14 protein-coding genes are annotated in these 22,306 nt (G+C 54.0%); 5 read left to right on the top strand and 9 right to left on the bottom strand.

The features are described 5' to 3' along the window. A complete protein-coding gene (locus ACYVIY_RS06015) occupies positions 1 to 1,590 on the bottom strand; it encodes an NAD(P)/FAD-dependent oxidoreductase (RefSeq protein ID WP_460975393.1) in 1,590 nt (529 codons plus the stop codon). 200 nt (positions 1,591 to 1,790) lie between these two features. Continuing rightward, a complete protein-coding gene (locus ACYVIY_RS06020) occupies positions 1,791 to 3,044 on the bottom strand; it encodes a bZIP transcription factor (protein WP_460975394.1) in 1,254 nt (417 codons plus the stop codon). A gap of 319 nt (positions 3,045 to 3,363) precedes the next feature. On the opposite strand from ACYVIY_RS06020, the gene ACYVIY_RS06025 reads away from it, so the two are divergent. From ACYVIY_RS06025 to ACYVIY_RS06035, 3 genes are read left to right on the top strand one after another with little or no spacing between them, the layout of a single operon-like run. Then, positions 3,364 to 3,894: a gluconate 2-dehydrogenase subunit 3 family protein gene (locus tag ACYVIY_RS06025; RefSeq protein ID WP_460975395.1), complete on the top strand. Its 531-nt coding sequence runs from the start codon at positions 3,364 to 3,366 to the stop codon at positions 3,892 to 3,894. Between the two features lie 11 nt (positions 3,895 to 3,905). Beyond that, positions 3,906 to 5,612, top strand: coding sequence for a GMC oxidoreductase (locus tag ACYVIY_RS06030; protein ID WP_460975396.1), 1,707 nt, complete (start codon positions 3,906 to 3,908; stop codon positions 5,610 to 5,612). A 7-nt stretch (positions 5,613 to 5,619) separates the two neighbouring features. After that, complete coding sequence (locus ACYVIY_RS06035) at positions 5,620 to 6,483, top strand: sugar phosphate isomerase/epimerase family protein (protein WP_460975397.1); 864 nt, start codon at positions 5,620 to 5,622, stop codon at positions 6,481 to 6,483. Positions 6,484 to 6,584: 101 nt separating this feature from the next. Here ACYVIY_RS06035 and ACYVIY_RS06040 read toward each other — a convergent pair whose 3' ends face one another. Both ACYVIY_RS06040 and ACYVIY_RS06045 read right to left on the bottom strand, forming a co-directional pair. Further along, positions 6,585 to 8,879, bottom strand: coding sequence for an FAD-dependent oxidoreductase (locus ACYVIY_RS06040; protein ID WP_460975398.1), 2,295 nt, complete (start codon positions 8,877 to 8,879; stop codon positions 6,585 to 6,587). Next, entirely contained in the window at positions 8,854 to 11,745 is a 2,892-nt protein-coding gene (locus ACYVIY_RS06045; protein WP_460975399.1) for a sugar-binding domain-containing protein, read from the bottom strand. Before ACYVIY_RS06045 ends, ACYVIY_RS06040 begins: the two co-directional genes overlap by 26 nt. Between ACYVIY_RS06045 and ACYVIY_RS06050 the strand changes: the two genes are divergently transcribed. Both ACYVIY_RS06050 and ACYVIY_RS06055 read left to right on the top strand, forming a co-directional pair. Then, positions 11,721 to 11,948: a hypothetical protein gene (locus tag ACYVIY_RS06050; RefSeq protein ID WP_460975400.1), complete on the top strand. Its 228-nt coding sequence runs from the start codon at positions 11,721 to 11,723 to the stop codon at positions 11,946 to 11,948. The genes ACYVIY_RS06045 and ACYVIY_RS06050 overlap by 25 nt on opposite strands. Positions 11,949 to 11,950: 2 nt before the next feature. Then, positions 11,951 to 12,352 carry a PIN domain-containing protein gene (locus ACYVIY_RS06055; protein WP_460975401.1) on the top strand — a complete coding sequence of 134 codons (402 nt, stop codon included), beginning with the start codon at positions 11,951 to 11,953 and terminating at the stop codon, positions 12,350 to 12,352. On the opposite strand, the gene ACYVIY_RS06060 is transcribed toward ACYVIY_RS06055, so the two are convergent. From ACYVIY_RS06060 to ACYVIY_RS06080, 5 genes are read right to left on the bottom strand one after another with little or no spacing between them, the layout of a single operon-like run. Further along, on the bottom strand, positions 12,314 to 14,047 hold the full coding sequence (locus ACYVIY_RS06060; RefSeq protein WP_460975402.1) for a sodium:solute symporter family protein: 1,734 nt from the start codon (positions 14,045 to 14,047) through the stop codon (positions 12,314 to 12,316). The genes ACYVIY_RS06055 and ACYVIY_RS06060 overlap by 39 nt on opposite strands. A 3-nt stretch (positions 14,048 to 14,050) precedes the next feature. Then, entirely contained in the window at positions 14,051 to 16,912 is a 2,862-nt protein-coding gene (locus ACYVIY_RS06065; protein ID WP_460975403.1) for a hypothetical protein, read from the bottom strand. Between the two features lie 36 nt (positions 16,913 to 16,948). Further along, a complete protein-coding gene (locus ACYVIY_RS06070; RefSeq protein WP_460975404.1) occupies positions 16,949 to 19,516 on the bottom strand; it encodes a glycerophosphoryl diester phosphodiesterase in 2,568 nt (855 codons plus the stop codon). After that, positions 19,513 to 20,529 carry an FAD:protein FMN transferase gene (locus ACYVIY_RS06075; RefSeq protein ID WP_460975405.1) on the bottom strand — a complete coding sequence of 339 codons (1,017 nt, stop codon included), beginning with the start codon at positions 20,527 to 20,529 and terminating at the stop codon, positions 19,513 to 19,515. The genes ACYVIY_RS06070 and ACYVIY_RS06075 overlap by 4 nt, the downstream gene beginning before the upstream one ends. Continuing rightward, positions 20,504 to 22,306: an FAD-dependent oxidoreductase gene (locus ACYVIY_RS06080; RefSeq protein WP_460975406.1), complete on the bottom strand. Its 1,803-nt coding sequence runs from the start codon at positions 22,304 to 22,306 to the stop codon at positions 20,504 to 20,506. Before ACYVIY_RS06080 ends, ACYVIY_RS06075 begins: the two co-directional genes overlap by 26 nt.

A 22,306-nucleotide genomic window follows, 5' to 3' on the forward strand; every position in this document is an offset into this window, starting at 1 on the left:
CTAAAGCGACTTATATAACTTAACTAACTGCTCCGCGCAGCGTTCACCATCCATAGCGGCCGAGACAATTCCGCCCGCGTAACCCGCTCCTTCGCCACATGGAAACAACCGCTGGAGCGTTACGTGTTCGCACGTATCGCGGTCACGCGGAATACGTACCGGCGACGATGTTCGGCTTTCAACACCGATGATTTGCCCGTCGTTGCTCAGGTAACCGCGTACCTTACGGCCAAAATCGCGCAGACCCTGACGAAGCGGCTGCGTAATGTGGTCCGGTAGCACCTCGGCCATATCGACCGAGGCTAAACCCGGCTGGTATGAGGTCGGCAGCAGGTCATTCGACACACGCCCGTCCACGAAATCGGCCACCCGCTGCGCCGGAGCCGTTTGCGACGGGCGCGTCTCCGATCCCCCACCCATCCGACAGGCCCAGCGCTCCAGATCCTGCTGTAAGGCGAGTCCGGCCAGCGGCCCTTCGTCGGCGTACGGTTTCAGATCGGTATCGGTAATGGCTACGACCAGACCCGAATTGGCGTACTTCGAATCCCGACGGGAGGGCGACATACCGTTAACGACCAACTCGCCCGGAGCGGTTGCGGCCGGAACAATAAATCCACCCGGACACATACAAAACGAAAAAACGCCCCGTTCTACCCCGTTAAAACGAGTTTGTGTGACTAAACTATACGAAGCCGCCGGCAGATAATCTCCCCGGTTGGGCCGGTGATACTGGAACTGATCAATTAAGGACTGCTGATGCTCAATCCGTACACCCATCGCAAACGGTTTCGACTCAATCAGAATACGACGATCGTGCAGCAGGTGAAAAATATCGCGGGCCGAGTGTCCCGTTGCCAGAATTACCCCAATTCCTGGCAAGGCTTCACCGGTGGCGGTCACTACGCCTTTTAGCGCATTGTTCTCAATCAGCAGATCGGTTACTTTGGTATCAAACCGGACTTCGCCCCCCGCCCGGAGTATCGTCTCGCGGAGGTCAGCCACTACGTTAGGCAGTTTGTTAGTACCGATATGCGGGTGCGCGTCGACCAAAATCTCGTCGGTAGCGCCGTGGGCAACAAAAATTTCGAGAATACGACGCACATCGCCCCGCTTGGTTGAGCGGGTATAGAGCTTCCCATCGGAGTAGGTTCCAGCACCACCTTCGCCAAAACAATAGTTCGATTCGGGGTTAACGATATGATCTTTGTTAATAGCCGCCAGGTCGCGCCGACGGGCACGAACGTCGCTTCCGCGCTCCAGAACAATAGGTTTAATGCCTAGTTCAATCAGACGTAGCGCGGCAAACAGACCCGCTGGGCCAGCCCCGACGATAATCGCCTGCGCGGCCCGGCTGACATCGGTTTGCGGTTTCTGGTACTGGATAAGGGGAGGGGGCGTTTGACCGACGAATACTTCGGCATCGACGTGAACCCGAATTTGCCGCCCGCGGGCATCGATCGATTGCCGACGCTTCCGCACAACCGCCGACGTATCGTCAGCGAGACGTAACGAACCTAGTGCCTGCTCCCGAAATAGTGAATCGTCGAAGGCGAGTTCGGGCGTAAGCGTAAGTGAAAGTTGATGAATCATGGCTTGCTGGGCCGGTATTTATCCGGCAGTGCAGGCAAAGGTATAAACAAAACGCCTGCTGTTTTTTCAACAAGCAGGCGCTGGAATGGGTTCGTAGCGAATTCGCTTTGCTCAATCGATTGGCAAGTGGGCGAATACGTATTGAATTTAGTGAGAAATGCACCTCAGCCAGACAAGGCTGGTATACGTAGTGACGCAGATTACTTACGCTGTCTCGTTGGTTTTTTCAGGAGTTTGATCAGCATCGCCTTTATTTCTGTAATCTCTTGCTGTTGCTGCCGGTTTATAGCCTGCTGCTGCTGATTCGTTTTCTCAAGCTGAATGCTGTATAAGGTCAGCTCTTCTACCTTTTCCAGCAGTTTCGCGTTCATCCGGGCGACATCTATGCCTTCCCGAACCACCTCATCCGCCGATGAAATCCCCGGCAGGTGCTGATGCTGCTTAATGAACTGCTCAACGGTTGCCAGCGAGGCAAGACGATATGTTGGTGAAAACACTTTATCGGCCCAGTCATCCGTACTTTTAATGGCTACCTTAACTTTTTCAGTTAAAATTCCGTCGGCTACGTACAATCGGTATCCCGCGGGAGTCGTGTTGATTCCCGCGCCGATGATTACCCCACCGCTGTTGGTATTCTGAAGGTTGCTGTTGACGACCTGCCAGGCCCCCTCGGCGTCTGCGGCCAGCCGACCCGATCCGTTAATACTACCCAGCACTACGTCACCCTGCGCATTGACAGTCAGGAATTTAGTCTGATTGAGCAATGAAGCCGGGGAGGCTCCGGTCAAATTAGTAAAGCGCAGTCCACTGTTATTGGCGGTTCCCTGGGTAATTTCCAGCTTGTTCCGGGGTGCTGAATTGCCGATGCCTACGTTTGCGTTGTTGCCTAAAATGACACTATTACTAGCCGTTGCTAACGCATTAGCCCCAAGAACGGTGACATTATTTAACGTCGCCCCGGCTGGTACACCCGAGTTATGACCGATAAACGTGTTGGCGCTGCCGTCTATATTTTCTCGGCCAGCAAACCCGCCAATGTGAACATTAGAGCCTCCCTGTCTATTTCTGGCCCCAGATGCAGAGCCAATAAATACGTTGAAGTTTCCTTCAGTGTTGGACAAGCCGGCTCCGTTACCGATAAAGTTATTGTTTGATCCAACAGAATTAGCTTCTCCTGATGAGTTGCCAATGAAGGTATTGTAGTTTCCGACTGAGTTGCTGAAGCCAGCTAATTGACCTAAGAAGAGATTCGCTGTGCCGCCAGTGTTACTAACTCCGGTGTTGCTACCGACAAAAACGTTCGATGAACCGGTGGTATTTTGTATGCCGGCACCGTTGCCCGCAAATACGTTATTGCCGATCAGCGACAGAACGTTTTGCGCCCGGATACCCTGCATGGGCAACAGGATTAACCCAGCTATAACAGTTTTGATACAGGTAGGTATTTTGTGCATGTAATAGCAATGTTAAGAGAATACAGCGTATAATCGTAGTAACCACACACGTCTCTGGAAGGTCGGTATACTACCTGTAATATTACGTAACCGGTGCGTTATTTATTAGCCGCTCGGGATGAACTCAACAAATATTCTTTGCATTCATTGTCGCAGTTTGCGACCACTGTTTATACCTACAAGGGAGCGCATTTGTTTTGACTCTAAGGGAGCGCGTCTGCTCGACCAATTCTTAAATAATTCGGTCTGGATTAGTAGCCCGACGGGCTGGGGCTCTTTTTAAAAGGACGTACCAATACCGACCTCGCAGTCGAGACGAATGGAAAGACGAGTTGCACTCAAACAGATGGCCCTGGCAACGGGTGGCCTGTTAGTCCTGCCCACCTGGGCAAATGCCTGGACAAAGACCTCGGTTCAGGTAAGCCAGCGCATGCTGGGGGCGAATCAGGTAGCTGTTCTGACCGAAGTCGTGGATACGCTGATTCCCGCGTCCGACAGTCTAGGTGCTAAAGCGCTGGGCGTTGCGGATTTTGTGCAGAAAATGATTGCCGACTGCTACGAAGCACCCGTGCAGGAAACGTTCAAAATAGGACTTGATACTGTCGATACGGTTGCTGATGAGCGCTTTCACCAGTCGTTTCTGGCCTGCGATACCACGCAGCGGCTCGCCGTGCTGCAAGCGATGGAAACGGCCCCGGAAACCGACCAGAAAAGCTTTTATGCCCTGCTCAAAAACCTGACGATTCAGGGGTTCACTACGTCGGAATACGTAATGACCAAGTTTTATAACTATACCATGATACCCGGCCATTTCTACGGCTGTGTACCTGCTCCAATTGCCACCAAATAACCTGAACCGATATGGCGAATTTTGCGATTGATGCCGCTAAGAGCATGACGTACGATGCGATCGTAATTGGGTCGGGCATTAGTGGGGGGTGGGCTGCTAAAGAACTGACTGAGAAAGGACTCAAAACGCTGGTGCTCGAACGGGGTCGCGACGTAAAGCACGTAGTCGATTACCCAACGGCGAACCTGAACCCCTGGGAGTTTGAGCACCGCGGTCAGGTTCCGCTGGCAGTACGGGCACAATACGGGAATATCCGCTCGTTCATGCGGGAAGAAACCCTGCACTGGGCCATCAAACCCGATGAGCAGCCCTTTGTGGAAGAAAAGCCGTTTGCCTGGACCCGCGGCTACCACGTCGGTGGTAAATCATTGCTGTGGGCGCGCCAGACCCAGCGTTTGAGTGACTTCGATTTCGAAGGTCCGGTTCGCGATGGCTATGCCGTCGACTGGCCGATTCGTTACGCCGACATAGCACCCTGGTATAGTTACGTTGAAAAGTTCGCCGGTATTTCCGGGAATAAAGACGGTTTGCCGCACTTGCCCGACGGGGAGTTTCTGCCGCCGATTGAACTGAACTGCGTGGAGTCGCACCTGCAGGGCGTTATTGCCCAGCATTATAAAGATCGTCAACTGATTCAGGGGCGGTGCGCGCACATCACCAAGCCGCAGCCGATCCATACGGCCCAGGGGCGGGCGCAGTGTCAGCACCGGTCGTTATGCGTTCGGGGCTGTCCATTCGGCGGGTATTTCAGCAGCAATGCGTCGACTTTACCGTGGGCCGAAAAAACCGGCAATATGACCCTGCGGCCGCACTCGGTGGTGCATTCGATCATTTACGACGAAAAGAAGGGCCGGGCGTCGGGCGTTCGGGTGGTCGATGCCAATACCAAACAGATGATGGAGTTCTACGCCAGAATCATCTTCGTGAATGGCTCCGCGCTGAACAGTAACCTTATTCTGCTGAACTCAATTTCCAGCCGTTTCCCAAACGGCTTAGGTAATGACAGCGGCTTACTGGGTAAGTATATCGCCTGGCATAACTACCGGGGCAAAATTTCGGCGCAGTATGATGGGTTTGCGGATAAAACTACCGACGGAAAGAACCCCAGCAATGGCTACATTCCCCGGTTCCGGAACGTGCACAAGCAGGAAACCGATTTTCTGCGGGGGTATGCGGTTGGCGTTGGCGGAGGGCGGGGTACGATTCAGAACCGCGACGGTATGGGCCTCACCCTGAAAGAACAACTCCTGAACCCCAAGCTCGGCCCTTGGAACGTCAGCGGCTGGATGATGGGCGAAACGGTACCCATTGAGAAGAACCACGTTCGGCTCGATCCGAACCAGAAAGACAAATACGGAATCCCCCAGCTCATTACGTCTGCCGACTGGACCGGGAACGACGATAAGATGGTAAAGGATTACATCGAGCAGATGACAGAAATGTTCACGCTGGCCGGTTTCCGGGATATTAAAGCGATAGATTCGCATGCCGCTCCGGGGTCTGACATTCACGAGATGGGTGGCGTTCGGATGGGCAGAGACCCGAAAACCTCGTTGCTGAATAAGTGGAATCAACTGCACGCGGTGAAGAACGTGTTTGTGACCGATGGGGCCTGCATGACCTCGACCGCCACGCAGAACCCGTCACTGACGTATATGGCCTTTACGGCGCGGGCGGCCGATTTTGCCGTGAGCGAACTGAAAAAGAAAAACCTGTAAACTGTCTATGATACATAAACTTAAGAGTGCCCTGTTCGGGGTTGCCGCGCTCGGGCTTGGCCTGACTGCCGTTTCTGCACAATCCAGTAAGTCGGTCTATACGTTTCCGCTGGGTATTGAATCGTATACGTATCGGAATAGCTTTCCGAAAGATGTGACCGCTACGCTAGACCTCATTAAATCGCTGGGCTTTACGGAGATGGAAGGCGGAGCACCCAAGGGACTGACTGAAGAGGAGTTCAAGAAAATGCTCGATCAGCGCGGCATCAAATTAGTCGCGACCGGTTCGGGCTACGAACAGATTGTGAAAGATCCCGAATCTGTGGTCAAAAAGGCGAAAGCGCTGGGCGCATCGTATGTAATGGTCGCCTGGATTCCGCATCAAAAGAGCAATTTCTCGCTTGAAAATGCGCAGAAGGCCGTCGAGGATTTCAACCGTGTAGGAAAGGTCCTGGCCGACAACGGACTGACGTTCTGCTACCACAACCACGGCTATGAGTTTCAGCCGTATCAGGACGGTACGTTATTTGATTACATCGTGAAAAACACCGACCCGAAATACGTATCGTTCGAAATGGACATTATGTGGGCGCAGCATGGCGGGGCCGACCCGGTTAAACTGCTGAACAAATATGGCAGCCGCTGGAAACTGATGCACCTGAAAGACCTTAGAAAAGGGGTTAAAGGTGATTTGAGTGGCGGAACACCGCCCGAAAATGATGTGGTGCTGGGCCAAGGGCAGATCGATATGCCAGCGGTGCTGAAAACGGCCAAAAAGGTTGGCGTGAAACACTACTTCATTGAAGATGAAAGTAATAAAGAAGACGTGCAGGTGCCCCAAAGCATCGCCTATCTTAAAAATCTGAAGTAACACAACAATTGGGGGTTATGCACGAAAAACTGGCACTCAGCTTTTCATGCATAACCCCCTTAGTTTAAGGAATACCCTTCGTTGTACCAGTCGGATGCCTTTTATGCGTAGCAGCGAACTTCCAGCAAGGCCGCCGGAGCCTGCCCCGGTTGCGGCTTGAGGTGGATCGTTAACTGACTGGTTTCGGCAGGTTCGCTGAACCGGATCGTGTTCCTTGCCTGGTGGTTGTCGGTCGTTTCGTGAATCCGCTCCTGACGGTCGTTGCAAAGGACGTAGTGCTGCACACAAAACGGCGAAACCGTTTCGGGATTGAGCATAATTACCGTTTCGAGCGGATGATCGAAGTCGGTATCGAAAAATAACTCGACGCGGCTGATCAGTTGCTTCTCCGGCCAACGTACCGTTAAGGTCGGGTTGGTGTCGGTTAAACTCGCTACCCAGGCATTGGGCTGATTCGTAGGTCGTTGCAACCCATTCGTTACGTTGCTGGCGTCGAAGACCGAAATTCCACCGTCAATCGTGAGCGCTATGTTATGGCCGTTGGGTCGACGCGATGGGCACCAGAATTCAAACGCATCTACGCCAATATCTTCCGTCGGTTCCTGTTTTCCGTAGTTCGAGACGGCCGGATTCGTCTTGTTGAACACCGATAATACACCCGTGACGCGCAGCTGGCTGTATTGCAGTTGAATGTGCTCGTTCTTGAGGAACATGACAAACACGTACTGCGGCTCATCAAGCGTTACGTCGAACGCCAGCCGGATTTCCTGCTTTCCTTTCTGAATTGGAATGGTCAGCGTTTGCAGCGTTACGTCGGGGGTGTGGTTTTTCGTTTTGCTGCTGCTGCGGAGCTCAACGGTCAAGGTCGTATCGGCAGCCGACGTAACGAAGGCGGTCATCTGCGGAACCGGCCCTTTGGGTAGGGGCAGCATCTGCGCGGCTGAATCGGCCAGCGGTTCCAGCGGTCCATCAGCAGGTAATTGCGTCAGTACAAACTCGCTGGACGAAGATACCGTAGCGGTTCGCGTTAAATCATCCGCATCCGCCAACGTGAGACCGGGAATGTGCTGGCCCGTTTTCAGCAGTTCGGTTTGTAGAGACGTCATGCGTTGCGGTTCCAGCAAATCACGCGGACGCAGCCCATCGCGGGCGCATATAGCCGCTGCCATACCAGCCGCCTGTCCGACGTGTGCACCCGTAGCCATCACCCGCGACGAGCCAAAGGCGACGTGCGAGGCCGAGATGATGCGTCCGGCCAGAAACAGATTGTCGATATTTCGGGAATACAAACAGCGGTACGGAATGGGATAAATGCCTTTGCTGTGCCACTGGTTGCAACCCGGTTTTTCGCTGAAAACGCCATCGGCCGGGTGCAAATCAATGCTCCAGCCGCCAAAGGCTACTGCGTCGGGGTGTTCGCGCTGCTCCACGACGTCCTGCTGAATAAGCATGTAATCGCCCTCGAACCGCCGACTTTCGCGCTTGCCCGGAATCGTACCAACCCATTCAAGCGTTAAATTTTCGGCTTCGGGAAACTGCCCTGAATTTTTAATGTGGTTCCAGACGCCGTACACGACTTTCCAGAGTTCCCATTTGATGGTTTCGGTCTCGTGAACGGTGTCGAGCCGACCGCCGTATTCAATCCACCACAACTGGCAGCCATATTCCTGGGCGTTGAACCGCCGGTACCGCGGAATTTTGGTGATGTCATCCAGCGCGTAAGCCGGGGGCGTAAACTTCACCGGCCGACCCACATCTTTCGAGTAGAAATAAAGCGAGTGCCCCAGCAGCTCCCCGTATTCGGCCGTTGGCGCAAACTTCTCCCCAAACTCGTCCGACGATTCGGCACCCATTCGGAAGGCGGCTCCGGCCTGAAAGCCAACGATGCCATCACCCGACGCGTCGCAGAATAAGGGCGCAACCAGGTCGTACAATGTACTATTTTGCGAACAAAACGCCTTCAGACCACTGATCGTGTTGGAATCCTGAGCGCCGACCGCAGCTTTTTCAACTTCGTATACCACCGTATTGAGGAGCAGTGTAATGTTAGGTTCCAGTACTACTTTTTCAAGCAGAATCGTATCGAAAATGATGGGGTTGCCTTCGGGGTTGCGGTACCAGTTCTCGACCAGCAGTTCGTCAATGACACCCCCTTCGCGAGCCCAGCGGTTGTTGTTGCCCATGTGCGACGTAGCGCCGAGCACCCACAGGCGAACTTCGCTGGAGGCATTGCCACCCAGAACGGGTCGATCCTGCACCAGCACCACCTGAGCACCCGCCCGGGCGGCTGTAATGGCACTGCAAACGCCGGATAGACCTCCGCCAACCACAATCAGATCAGCGGAACGAGAAATGGTTTTGAGGGCACGTTTATCGGTTGCGTTGGACTTTATCATTGGGTTGATCGGATATGCTTACAGAAAATGTTGATTGACCCACCTGATTTGTCGTAGCGAGCCGGTATTGATACGTCTTTTTTAGATCTATTCCGGTGAGGATAAACCGACCGGTCTGAGCCGCTGAAATAGACTGTGAAAGCCAGGTTTGCGAACCCGCCGGGCGGTAGTCCAGTACATAGCCAGTGGCTTTCGGAACGGGGTCGAAGCAGATCATCGCATCGCGGCCCGAACGGACAATGCCCTGCAAAACCGGAGTCGCTGGCCGCTGACCGCCATCGGGCGTAACGCTACGTTCTTCCGACCAGTCGGAGTCGCTCCAACTGTCGGTAACACGCTGAAGTCGACAAGAATAAGCTTGTCCATTTGTCAGATTCGGCACAAACAACGTACCGGGCGTCATGGCTTGTACCAGCCGGGCGCTGGCGTAATTGCCGGGTTGCGTAGTCACCTGAACGCGGTACATATAATCCGCTTCGGGGCTGGCGTAGCCGAGGTAAAATCCACCGTCGGCCGGTTCTACGTGTTGAATAACCGGCGGGGCAAACTGCAGCGTATCGACTTTCACGGAACGAATGTCGGTTGACTGGGTTTCGCCAGCGTTGTTCATGCCCACCAGCGCTACCTGATACGTTTTGCCCAGTACCAGCTTCGGAATATCAATATAATCGTTGAGCGTAGCGGGTGTTTCCTGATCGGGCTTGGTTTCGCCGTAGCGGGCTTTGTACTGTGTAGCGGTGGGGCTTTTCTCGAAATGAATCCGTATTACTCCTCCGCCATTCGTGCCGTTATAATACGAACGTCCGCCGTTGAGGTACGTGACTTTTGGCGCTGCTGGCTTTTGCAGAAACAACGTAGTGTCGGCCTGCACATCGCCTGTGGGCGTTATCAACTCAACGGTCAGCGAAAAGGCGTTGTCGGGTTGCCAATTAACCGAATAGGTTTTGGCCGCGTCGCCGGGGCGGATGTCGGGGAGATTGACCAAACCACCCTGACCGATTTTACCCGCTGCGTCGGTACGTTTCCAGAGCAGCCGATAATTATGTAGCGGATACGCGGGCAGATCGAGAATCCCGCGTGGTGTCAGCGTAACCGTTGCCGACGTAGCACTCGCGTTGACGTCCAGCTTTCGGACTGGATTGTACTCGTTACGTATTGCAAAATATGCCTGTTTCTTACGCCGGTACACATCCACGACACCCCACGGACGATTGCCAGACCCTTCTTTCGTGCCATTGAATCGACTCCGATAATCGTTGAAGGTCCACAGCGACCCGCCAATGAGATAGGGTAGGTTTCGTATCGAATCGACCAAGAGCCGGGCATTGAACGTAGCGTCCAGGTTTTCGGCCAGTTGCGTAATGCCGTATTCGGTGTAAAACAAGGTTTTCTCGGGATGTTTTTCGTGCTGCTGGCGCGTAGTCGGGCCTAAATTTTGCCCGTAGCGGTTCAGGAGCCCGATGTCGCCAAAATCGACAACGTCGGGTGTGTATTGCCCTGTATGGCTCACGACCGATACAAACCGGGTGCTGTCCAGCGTTCGGGCGTACGGAATGGCTTCTTTGGCGTAGGAAATGGCTTTTGGAAAATAGCCGTTTTCGTTGCCCACGCTCCAGCCGATCACGCTCGGGTGGTTGTATTGATTCGTTATGAGCCGGGTAAGCCAATCGCGCGAGGTAGCACTGGCGGGGTCGGCAAATTGGTCGAATCCCCAGAGTGGAATCTCGGAAATAACCAGCATGCCGCGTTCGTCGAGGTAGTCCATCACCTCGTCGGGCAGGCACAGGTGCGAGAGCCGGGTCAGCGTGCAGCCCACACCTTTGAGCAAATCAATATCTTCCTTTATCCGCCAGGTCGGCAACGTATTGCCCGTCGTGCGGTCGTCGGGCACCAGATTGAAGCCCATCGGACGAATCACCTCGCCGTTGAGTTTAAGCGTATACGCTTTATTATCGATCTCGATTTTACGCAGCCCGAAGCGGTTGGTTTGCTTCTCGCCCTCGCTGGCGGCCCGGTTCGAAAGCGTTACGCTGGAGGTATACAAAAACGGATCGTCGAAATGCCACAGATGCGTTTCTTTGGGCGAAATCGTAGTTCGCACCAACGCCGAAGTGGTTCCGCTGGCCGGTACGCTCACGTTGAACGGCAACGATCTTGTAAAACCATTAGCCGAGGAAAGGGCTACGGTACCTGATACGTCGCTGGGTTGATCCGTATGGTTTTGCAGGAAGACCCGCACCGCTACGTTCGCCGATTTTCCGGCTAGATTGACCGATGGCGTGATGTGTTGCCGAACAATTCGGACGGGGTTCGAAACCACCAGCGATACCGGCCGACGGATACCCCCCCAGTTCCAGATGGCCCCGCGTGTGAGTGAGTTATCCGCGCAAACGACCAGCGTGTTTGGTGAGTTGGGATTCAATAACTTCGTTACGTCGAACTCGAACGGCAGGAAACCGCTGTGATTTTCGCCCAGCTTGTGTCCGTTGAGCCAGACTGTACAATCGTGATAAACCGCTTCGAACAACAGCCGCACTACCGTGTTGGCGTTGTGGGCGGGTGTAGCGAACGTACGCCGATACCAGCCTTTCCCGACGTATTGGGCGTACTCGTTTCGCAAATCCCAGTTGCCCGGAACCGGCAGCGAATCCCAGCCCGTTACGTTGGCTTCGGGCCAGAACCAGGCCTGCTGCGGGCCGCGTTCGGTCTCGCCGATGTTGTTGGGATCGGTGCGGAACAACCACGTACCGTTGAGGGTGGATTGCTGGGCAAACGCAGAAGCCGTTAAACCCAGGATTAGACAAGTTATTTTAAGTAAATTTGTGAAAAACAGGTTCTGATATGGCTGTTCAAAACGTTTCCTCACTGAGTAATCTGCAACTGGAGTTGCTGAAGCTCTATCCGTATAACGTATCCGATGCCCAGATTCAGGAAATTCGTCAACTATTGGCTGACTATTTCGCCCGGAAGATTGATAGTGAAATGAATCAATTGTGGCAAGAAAAGGGCTGGAATGAGCAGACCATTCAAGATTGGAAACAGGAACATTTGCGTTCGACCAAAGCCTGAGGATGCGCGTTGTTCTTGATATAAATGTATTATTGATTTCACTGCCGGTAGCCTCGCCGTATCGTCCAATTTTCGATGCGTTGCGAACTGGACGTTTTGAGCTTGTGGTTAGTAACGATATTCTTCTCGAATACCATGAGAAACTAGCGGAGAAAACCTCTCCTTCCGTTGCAGACAATGTAGTAAAGCTCTTGTTATCCCTTGAAAACTGCATATTGCAAGCGATTTATTTTGACTGGGGCTTAATGGAAAATGATACTGATGATAACAAGTATGTCGACTGTGCTTTAGCGGCAGATGTTACGTATCTGGTTTCAGAAGATCGCCATTTTTCCATTCTTCGTACCATTGATTTTCCTCAAGTTTCAGTTATTCGAATTGATGAATTTCTCCGTCTGATTTAAGGGTTCATCGGTTGCTTCTTTACGTTGGCTGGCTCGCCACGGAATCAGCGCGGCCAGCAGAATCACGACCCCGATGATCGACGTAACACTACCACCAACATCGGCTAGTACGCCTAGTCCGAACAGCATCAGTGCCGTAAAGACCAGCGAACCCGCGATGACTTTCAGGCCGAATTGATTTTGAGCGACAATCGCTCGTTTCTCTTCTTCGGAAGTAGCATCCGATACGTCATCACGTTTGCGTTGGCGAGCGGCTACGTACTGCAAATGCTCATCGGCGACCTGACCTTTCGAGCGAGCGTAGAGTTCGTAGATCATGAGTAGGGCCAACGTCAGGCCAACGCCAATAACGGTTTCGGCACCACGCGACAGTTTGAAGTCGAACAGAATGGGGGATAACACTTTGAAGAACAGATTCACCGCCAGTCCGATGCTGGTGATGCCGAGTGTAGCGCGGCTGGTGAGTCGTTTAGAGAATAAGGCCCAGAGGGGAGGTGCCAGCAAAGGCCCGCCCGTGATCGACGAAATACTCAGCACTACTTCGACAATACCGCCTGCTTTCGGCACCAGCAGGGCAATCACAATCATTCCTAGCCCAAAAAACCACGATGACCCCCGCGCGACGCGAATCAGTTGCCGGTCGGAGGCTTTCGGGTTCATCAGCCCTTTATAAATATCGTTCGTAAACACCGCCGATACGACGTTCAGCGCCGTATTCGCGCTGGCCGACGTTGAGAAATACATACCCGTCAGCATGAGGCCCAGCAAACCGGGTGGCAGCACTAACTGGCAGATTTTTAGGTACGCGTTTTCGGTGTCTAGTCCGGTTAATGAGGGATCAATGACGCGGTAAATCATGGGCGGCATCATCCAGATTACCGGGCTGATCAAATACAGGCCCGCGAACAGGAAGGCCACTTTTCGGGCCGATTTTGGACTGTCAACACTGGTATAGCGCTGCACGAATGTCCAGTTACCGCCAATGTAGGCGATATGATACACGACAAAGGCCAACACGAACCCAATCGTGTATTCGCCGTTGAGCGGGCTGAAAAAATCGGTGGGTACGTTCTGCAAAAAGCCATCGAAGCCACCCACCTTGTCGAGCGAGAGGGGAAGCAGAATGAATACGGCGGCCGACAGCACCACAAATTGCAAAATATCGGTTACCATCACGGCCCACAAACCACCAACGGCCGTGTACGCAATCATGAAAATGCCCAGCCCGATGGTCGTCGGAATGAGGGGCAGGTTCAAGGACGAACTGACCAATTTGGCTACGGGATAAAGCACCGAGCCTTTAATGAAAATGCTGACCAGTGTGAAGATGAAAATATAGGCTTTCTGCACCGTGAGGCCGAGCCGTTCGCGGATGAATTCGGCGGCCGTCAGCGCGCCCGTGGCTTTCCAGCGGGGCGCCAGATACAGCCCCGTTACCAGGGCGCCGATGCACATGGTCCACTGAATGGTAATGGCCACCCAGCCGTATTTGTAGGCGATACTGCCCCAGGCAACAAACGTACCGGCGGAGAAAAAGCTCATGAACAACGAGAGGCCCCCAATGAACCAGGGAACGGCTTCGCCACCCGCAAAAAACGATTTCAGGTTGCGGCCCGTCCGGGCAAACAGCATCCCAATTCCCAGCACAAACGCCGAGAAAATGACGATAACGGTGGTATCAATGGTCGTATTCATGCGTTAGTTACGTAGCGTTAATGAGTCGAGCGTTACGGTTTTCCCGTCCAGGCCAATTCCGTCCAGCCGGTATTCCAGCGGTTGTTTCGGGTCGTTCAGATGGATACTGAATTCATAGGGATAGCGGGTATCCTCAATGGTTTTCCAGGTCTCATTTCCCAGCCGATGGCGTAGCGTCACCTGTTTCAGCGTTTTTTCGGTGGCATCCGTAAATATATACGCATCCGAAAACTGCGGTACCAGATTGAACAGTATGCCCGTTACGGTGCCCAGCGTCGTGGCGGTTTCCTTCCGGTGAAACCTCTGCTGCGCAGATGCGCGCGTTTGTGGGTCTAGAGCGGCCTGTTTCTGCAAGGGTACGTCTACCGTCAAGCCATGAATTTTTATAGCGATCAACCCCTGCGAAGGGACGTTTGCCGATAGTTTTCCGTCGGTCATGGTGCCCACTGTGGACGTACCATCGGCCTGATAAACAGTAGTCTTATACGTTTGCCCTTTGTTCCACGGAATTAGATCGGGTTGCAAACGCAGCATCGATGTAATGGGCTGGTTGGCCGTATTCATCAGCACGACATACAAGTCGGTTGCGCCCACGCCAAGGACATGGTTCAAGGCAATCTCATCGACCTGCAAGGCATGGGCGGGCAACCAGAGCTTTACGTCTTTATTGCCAAATACCTCGCCCGCTTTGTGCCCATAGACTTTGCTGCTCAGGTATGCGTAACCGGGCGCGTAGGCCGACGGAAAATTGACCTGTCCTTTCGATAACCGGTACGCGTCGCTGACCAGAAAATCCATTACCAGCGCAATGTGCGGCCAGATGTGATTGAAAAAGATGAAGTTGAATTTGATGTCCCAATAGTCATGCAAGGGGTAATCGGGTGATTGATAGACGTTGGTATTCAACGTCGTAAAATAATATCCGGGGAAATTCGCGTAGCGCCCAACCACGGCGTTGTAAGCCGCATCGCGAAACAACGTATCGTTCGCTAGGTGGGCCAGTCGAAGCAAATCAGCGGCATAGTGCGCTAACATGATCGGACCGTTGCCGACGTAGGTGTGCGGCTGCTCGGGCGAAAGCCCTACCAGTGACGTGCGCCAGGCGTCGATTTTCTGTTCGGGAGCCTGAATGGTGGCGTCGAAACCGGGCAGAAAGTCGAGGCTGTTGATCTTGTAGCGTTTATGCGCCTGGCCGTTTACGACGCCCCCCCTATTGACGGTAATCGCCGAGTCGGGAGCCATCGGATTGGATCGTAACCAGAGCAGCATCTGCCGCGCACCGACGACCGACGCTTCCAGATACCGGGGTTCCTTTGTTTCCTCATACAACTCCAGAAGATCCATCCAGCGCGGGGTGAAATCGGTGTAGAACAAGGCTTCGGAGTCCTTCAAACCTGCGTTGGTCTGGAAGTTGGTCGGGTACTTGCCCAGTTCCTGTATAATGGCCGCATCCGCTTTCTGACGCGCTTTTTCGAGGTCGGCTGGATTGCGTTCCATTCGGTAACGCGCCAGAAAATCCTGCCACGAATCGCCACCCGTGGCAGTGTTCAGGTTCAATTTGCGGGCGGTGCCGAAAATGCGTTCGGTTTCGAGCCGGAACGCTGAAGTTCGGCCACCCGTCATGTCGTGCAAGCCGGATAATTCACCGATTTCGACGCAGGGGCCTTTTAGAAAATGCGACGGACTTTGCAGGCGTATCGTGTCGGAAATGGCGTACAGGTATTTCTCCCGCGACATGACGTATTCCATCATCGGCAGGGCCCGACGCCGGTAAATTTCCATGCTTCCCGTACTCAAGGCGACGCCCAGCGCGTGCAGGGCCGATACGTTCTTGACCGAGCCTACCACATCCTGCACATAATCCGAGCCTTTCAGTTCGTCTACCCAACCGCCATACGGCCCCATCGCGTAGTCGATCATGTTCTGGAGCGTCTGATTGAGCGAAACGGTGGCGTTCTGCCGTTCTTTTTTGTAGCGGAAAATGTCGCGTAATACGTACTGTGTGCCCGCGTACCAGTCGCCCGGATGCAGGACGTAGCGAAGTTTGAACGAATACGTTTTCCCCGGTGTCATCTTCGACTCTTCGCCCCCCAGAATCGGCGCGAACAGCATCGGGCGGGCTTTCCCGGCTTCGTCGCGGAGTACCAGCCCGAAGCGCGAATTTTTGGTAAAGGCGTAGCGGTACGGAATTTCGGACGGGTCGGGCGCTACGCCTTCGGTGAGACCATTGGTATTGACGAACGTAGCGGCCGTGAGCGCAAAGGCTTCGGGAGCCAGGTACGACTTCGCCGGAAACCTCCGCCATGACCAGACCATCGGCTGGTACAGAAACTGCACCTGAGCCGTATCGGTGGCCGTTACGCCCGTGAAGCCAAGCGAGTAATAGGCTTCTTTTTTCGGGCTGAGCTGCATCTCGATCACAGGGGCATCGTGGCCGGGTGGCAACGTAACGCGCAGCCCCAGGGTACCCTGGGGCGTTTGGGTAAACGAGAAAATCAGCTCGTTACGCGTGCCCTGCCGGACGCTTGCCGCCCGATGATACGCAGTCGGAGCGGCTTTAAAAGCATCGCGCTCAATGTCCTTGTCTGAGCGCTTCCAGCCCGCAGTCGGGTAGCGCGTTTTTTCGGCGGCTGTGTGTTGCAGATTCGGGTTCTGGACCGTGGATTGCAGCACTAATTCCGGACGGACCTGCCGACGTAGATTGCCTTTTGTAATCGTCAGCGTTGATTGTGACGTCAGGCGGGCAGGTACCGAAATCTGATATGTGTCATTCTGAATAGTCAGCGTTTGCTGCGACCAGGCTAGTGGGCAGTTTATCAGCAGCCAACTACTGAGCAGGACAAGAATCAGATTTCTCAGATGCATAATTAGTTCGAGTTAAGATTGTTACGTTGCGTGCCGCTACTGCCATTCGTACGACCAGACCGCTATACCAAACGGAGCCAACTGAACGGCTGCTTTAGCTGCATCCAGCGAACGAGTATCGGATACCGATTTCAGTACGCCTTTGCCCGGCCGCAGCACCTCCGGCTTTAGCTGAACCAGGGCATTGGTGGCTTGCGCCCGGTTGTTGAGCAATATGATGAACAACTGTTTTTTGTCGGCCGATTGCGCCAGGACGTATTCCACATTCGGGTTGTCGGGCAGCACGATACCTTCCCGAATCAGCAGATGAGCTTCCTGGCCGTAGATGCGGCCCGGTGCGAATCCGTAGGTTTGATGTGGACCGACTTTGGGCGTAACAAACCCGCGCGGGAACGTAGCCTTTCCACCAGAGCGCAACTCGACTTCGGCCAGCAGGTAATCCGTAAGCCAGCCGATTTGCCACCACGCATGATGCGGATACGGCCCGGCACCCTTGTTCATGGTGTTCCAGTAGTACGAAGCGACGCTGGTTTGCGGGTCAACGAACGCATGGCGACCGACGGCAGCCGCCCGCGCCATATCGGCAAAAATAGGCTCTCTGGTCAGGCGATACAGGCGAATGAACATGCCCGCATGACTGGCCAGTTGAATAGGCCCGTGTCGATTCGCCGAGCCGAAAATGCCGCCATGTTCAAAATTCAGTCCGGTCTGGCTGATCTCCCAATCCTCGCGGGCGATACCATTTACCGTTTTGGGCTTGTGGCTGGCAATTGGGTGCGTATAAATCGAAGTCGTATAGACTTTAGCGGCCGTAATAGCAGCTTCTTTGTAGCGGGCTTCGTTCGTCAGATCGTATAAATCGAGGTAGGCCTGCGCCGTCTGACCAGTGGCGAAGTCAGGAGCGTAGCGGGCATCGCCACAAACGCCGAGGTAGCTGCCGGTTTCGATGGCCTGTTTCAGCATCCAGTCGGCTCCCTTTTTGGCGGCCGTGAGGTACTTCGGATCGTTCAGCAGGCGATAGGCAACGATCATTCCGTAGAACGTAGGGCGAACATCCTGAATGTCCCTGAAAATTTCCGCATTGCTGGTATGGTCGTAGGCAACGGCCCAGCTACCATCGGGTTTCTGCCAGCTCAATAACCGTTCCGCGCCAAGTTTTAGCCGCTGTTTCAGTTCGGCATTATTCGGCTCGAAGAGCAGCATATTACCCACATCGAGCAGGGTGTAATACGTAACGCCGATTGGCTCCATTACGTCGCCCCACTCCTCGACAAACTTTTTGGATTTCGCCAGGTAATACTGCCCCCGAACAGCCCCTTCAAAAAAGCCCGGTGTCGTTTGCTGCTGGACCAGTTTGAAATTTAAGGCGTAGGGCAACACGTTCTGGGTCAGCAGCGGATCGTTCGTCGATGCCGCGAGCATCCACATTGCACCATAGTCCGAGTTCTTCATGGCGTCTTTATTGGAGCCGACAACGCCCCCCAGGTAGGATTGCGCCCCAATTTTCCGGCCTTCAAATTCCTCAACGTTCCACAGCGATGTTTTCGGGTCGGTGAGGTAGTGGTGCATTTTTTCGAGCCGGTCGGTCAGCGACTGTTTATTCTGCCGGATGGCCAGCGATTCTTTAAACCGGTACACATCATATACCGCGTGGTTCAGCGCCTTGAACCAGTCGCCATTCGTGAGGCTGTACTGGAACGTATAGCTTACGGTTTCCCCGGCTTTCAGCGCCGATTTTGCTTCGCCCAGAATTGGGAAATACAAGGTCGGCGACAGTTGGGCTTTGCGGTTCATGTGCGATAACCCAAGCTCCCAATCGGTCTGGGTGAGTTTGTCGGATTTCCACGGATCGCGGCCCAGGCCGGGTTGCGGAATTACCGATAAAGTCAAACCGTTACGGGTGCTCACCATCGGCGACAACGTACTGGCACTCCGTTCGCGATAAATGGCGGGAAGGGTTGGGATGCCGTGCCCATAGGCGTAGGCAAGTGCGAAATTGGTCTGGAACGTATTGCCCTGGAAATAGCCCGGTACGGTTGCCCAGCTCAACTGCGATTCGGCGATTGTGGCGATGGATGGCGTGGCCAGCGAAAAATAGCCTTGTTTCTTGGCCGTGAGCTGTTGGCTAACGACTACGTCCGTCGGGAATGTCGGGTCCAGCGACCAGGTGGTGCTGATGGTAGCTACGTCGGTTTCCTGCCGAAACGTTACGTTGGTTTTGCCGGTTGTCTGAACCGTTGCCGGGAAAAAGTGAATGGCTTTTCCGGCTTTATTGAGCGCAATCGGATTGGTGCATTCATTCCATTGTTCGCGCTGGTAATGGTATTTGGGGCCGGGAAACGGCTCTCCGGTGATGTCGTTGAACGTCGTGTCGGGCGTGGTAGACGGCTTATCGGCCGAATACAGCAGCGTATGTTCGCCCGAGGGCGTTCCCAGCGTTTGCCAGCGGCTGCCCTGCTTCACCTGAACTTGTTTTACGGCAAAGCCCTGCGCCGTTTTTGCCCAGACGAGCTTTACATGGTCGTTCGCAAGCTGAGGGGTTTGCCCGAGACAAATGCCTGAGCTGATGAGTAAACCAATAAAAAGAAACGTGTTGTTTTTCATAAGTTCTTTACGCCTTCGGTTGCGAACGACTGGAGTTTTCCATCGGCGTCGGTATACAGCAGGTACGCATCTAACTCGGTATGGTGTGCGAGAAATTGCTTTGTTTTTTCGAGCCCCATCACCATGAATGCCGTGTCGTAGCCGTCAGCCGTGATGGCATCCGGGGCAAAAACGGTCACGCTCAGTAACTCGCTTTGCTCCATCAGGCCCGTTTTGGGGTTAATGATGTGGCTGAACGTCTGCCCATTCGCTACGTAGTGATTTCGGTAATTTCCCGCCGTTGTCACGGCCCGGCCTTCGGTCGGCCCCGTCAGTTTTATCGTCACATAAAGCTGTTCGGGACGTAACGGGTTTGTGATGCCGACCGTCCAGAATTGCCCCCCGCCTTTTTGTCCTTTCGTCCGAATCTCCCCGCCGATCTCGACCATGTAGTGCTGAATCTCTTTCGACTCCAATAGCTCCGCAACCACGTCCACCGAATACCCCTGCGCGATGCCATTCAAATCAATTCTGACGTTCGGATTTGTTTTCTGTATGCTCGTCGAATCGAACGTAATGTTCCGAAAATCAACGAGTCGAATCATGGAATCGATGTTCGTCAGTTCGAGCTGTCCAGTGCGGTTTGCGCCAAATCCGTAAGCTTCTACGAGCGGCAAAACGGTCGGGTCGAAGGCCCCGTCCGTGTTCCGAAACACCACGGCCGACTTCCTTAAGACTGGATAAAAATAAGGCGACCGAAACCGATGCTTCAGGCTCCGATTAAACTGCGAAATCTCCGAATCGGCCCGGTAAAGCGACAGGCATTTATCAATTTGGGCCAGTACCGAATCCACCTCCGCTTTGAGGTTCCGTTGCTGCTCGTCGCGGTATTTGATATGATACGTTGTTCCCTGCGCTTCTCCCAACAAACTGATCAACGGATCGTCCACTGCCGTTTTTGTTCCGGCTGACAGGAACAAAAACGGCAGGCAGACCAGGAGAAACAGACTATGGTTTTGCTGTGGCGGGTTCATCTTTAATAATCCCCATCAATTCGGGCAGGTGCGACTCGTACACCCCCCGTGGCGACGTATTGTTTTTCTTCGCTACGTAGGCGGCAAATCCTACCACTTCGCCCATCATGCCGCAGGTCCGCATCACGCGGGTGCTGCCGAACGCGACGTGCGTGGTGCTGATGTTACGTCCTGCCATGAACAGGTTCGAAATATTTTTGGAGTACAAACAGCGGTACGGAATCGTATACGGGGCCACTTTGATGTGCTTCGTACCCGCGAAAAACTCCTGTCCTTCAAAGTATTTGCTGTTTTTGGCGTCGGGGAAATGCAGGTCGATGGTCCAGGTGGCGGTAGCGGTTCCGTCGGGATATTGTTTGCCTTCCTGAATGTCCATCTGCGTGAGAATATGATCGCCGATGATCCGGCGCGATTCGCGTTTGCCGCCGATGTAGGCCACCCACGCCAGTTCACGCCTGGCGTATTTTTCTTTCTTGTTGTTTTTCAGGTACGACCAGTTCCCAAAAATAGCGCGCAGGTTATGGTCGCGGATTTTTTCGGCGTCGGTGATGGTGTTGAAATTGCCGAACCCCGTTTCCCACTGCCAATCCGCCTTGGGTTCGTCGATGTGGTACTCCTCCGAAAACGGAATAGCCCAGGGCGTTTCGGGGAACGACGATACGGTGTCGCGCTCCAGCGATGCCCACAGATTCGACGTACCCAGCGTAAACTGATCGGCTTTTTCGGCCGCCAGCGACTCGCCTGTTTCGGCTTTGCTTTCGCGCCCAAAGCGGTATTCAGCCCCGGCCAGATGGCCCAGCGTCCCGTCGCCGGTGCAGTCGGAGAAGTAGGTGCCCTCGAAACGGGTTTCTTTGTTAGTTATGATGTCGCGCCCGATAACAGCCACGATTTTTTCGGCTGCTTTCTCGACTTTGTAGACGTGCGTATTAAGAAACAGCGTAATGTTTCGTTCAGCTTTCACGATGTTCGTTTTGCGGGCATCGCCGTATTCTTTGGCGTCGGGGTTGCCGTTGCCGGGGTCGCCGTTGTCCATTTCGCGCACGATACGTCCGAGTTTCGGGTAATGGTTTTTATCGGTATCACCCATCAAATGCACGCGGATTTCGGAGCTGTTGTTACCCCCCAGCACCGGGCGGTCCTGAATGAGCGCCACTTTCAGGCCCATACGGGCACCCGAAATGGCCGCACACGTACCGGCAATACCACCACCAACCACGACCAGGTCGAACTGACCCGCTTCGGCGGTTTTGCCGGTTAGGTTCAGTACTTTGTTGCGGAATGCGTTGAGGTCTTCCAGCTTGTTGGGGGGCATAAATTTGGGCACATTCGTGAACAGAATCGCGTCGCAGCGGCCGTTGAAACCCGTCAGGTCGTGCAGCGCGAGTGCCATCTGTTCGTTCGTTACGTTGATTTCGCCCCCGTTGTACCATTTCCACTCGTCGGAGCCGCTTTCGCCGAAAACCATCGGCAACGGACGGTTGTCGAGCTTCACCTGAAACTTACCCGGCCCTTTCGGAAACGGTGCCCAGTCTTTAGTACGTACCCAAATCTGGTACTTACCTTTTTTGGGGAATTTCACAATGGTCGTTGCGTCCTTGACGGGGCGGCCCATACCGTGCGCCATGATGTACGACGAGCCCTGTACGACGAAGGACTGCTGGTCGATCACCCAGCCGCCTTTGTTCTCGAAGGATTCTGTTTCGACGAACACGTGGTCCTGGGCTGATAGAGTCAGGCTCATCAGCAGGCAAACCAATACGCTGAATAGTGTTTTCAT

The organism is Spirosoma knui, from assembly GCF_054780635.1.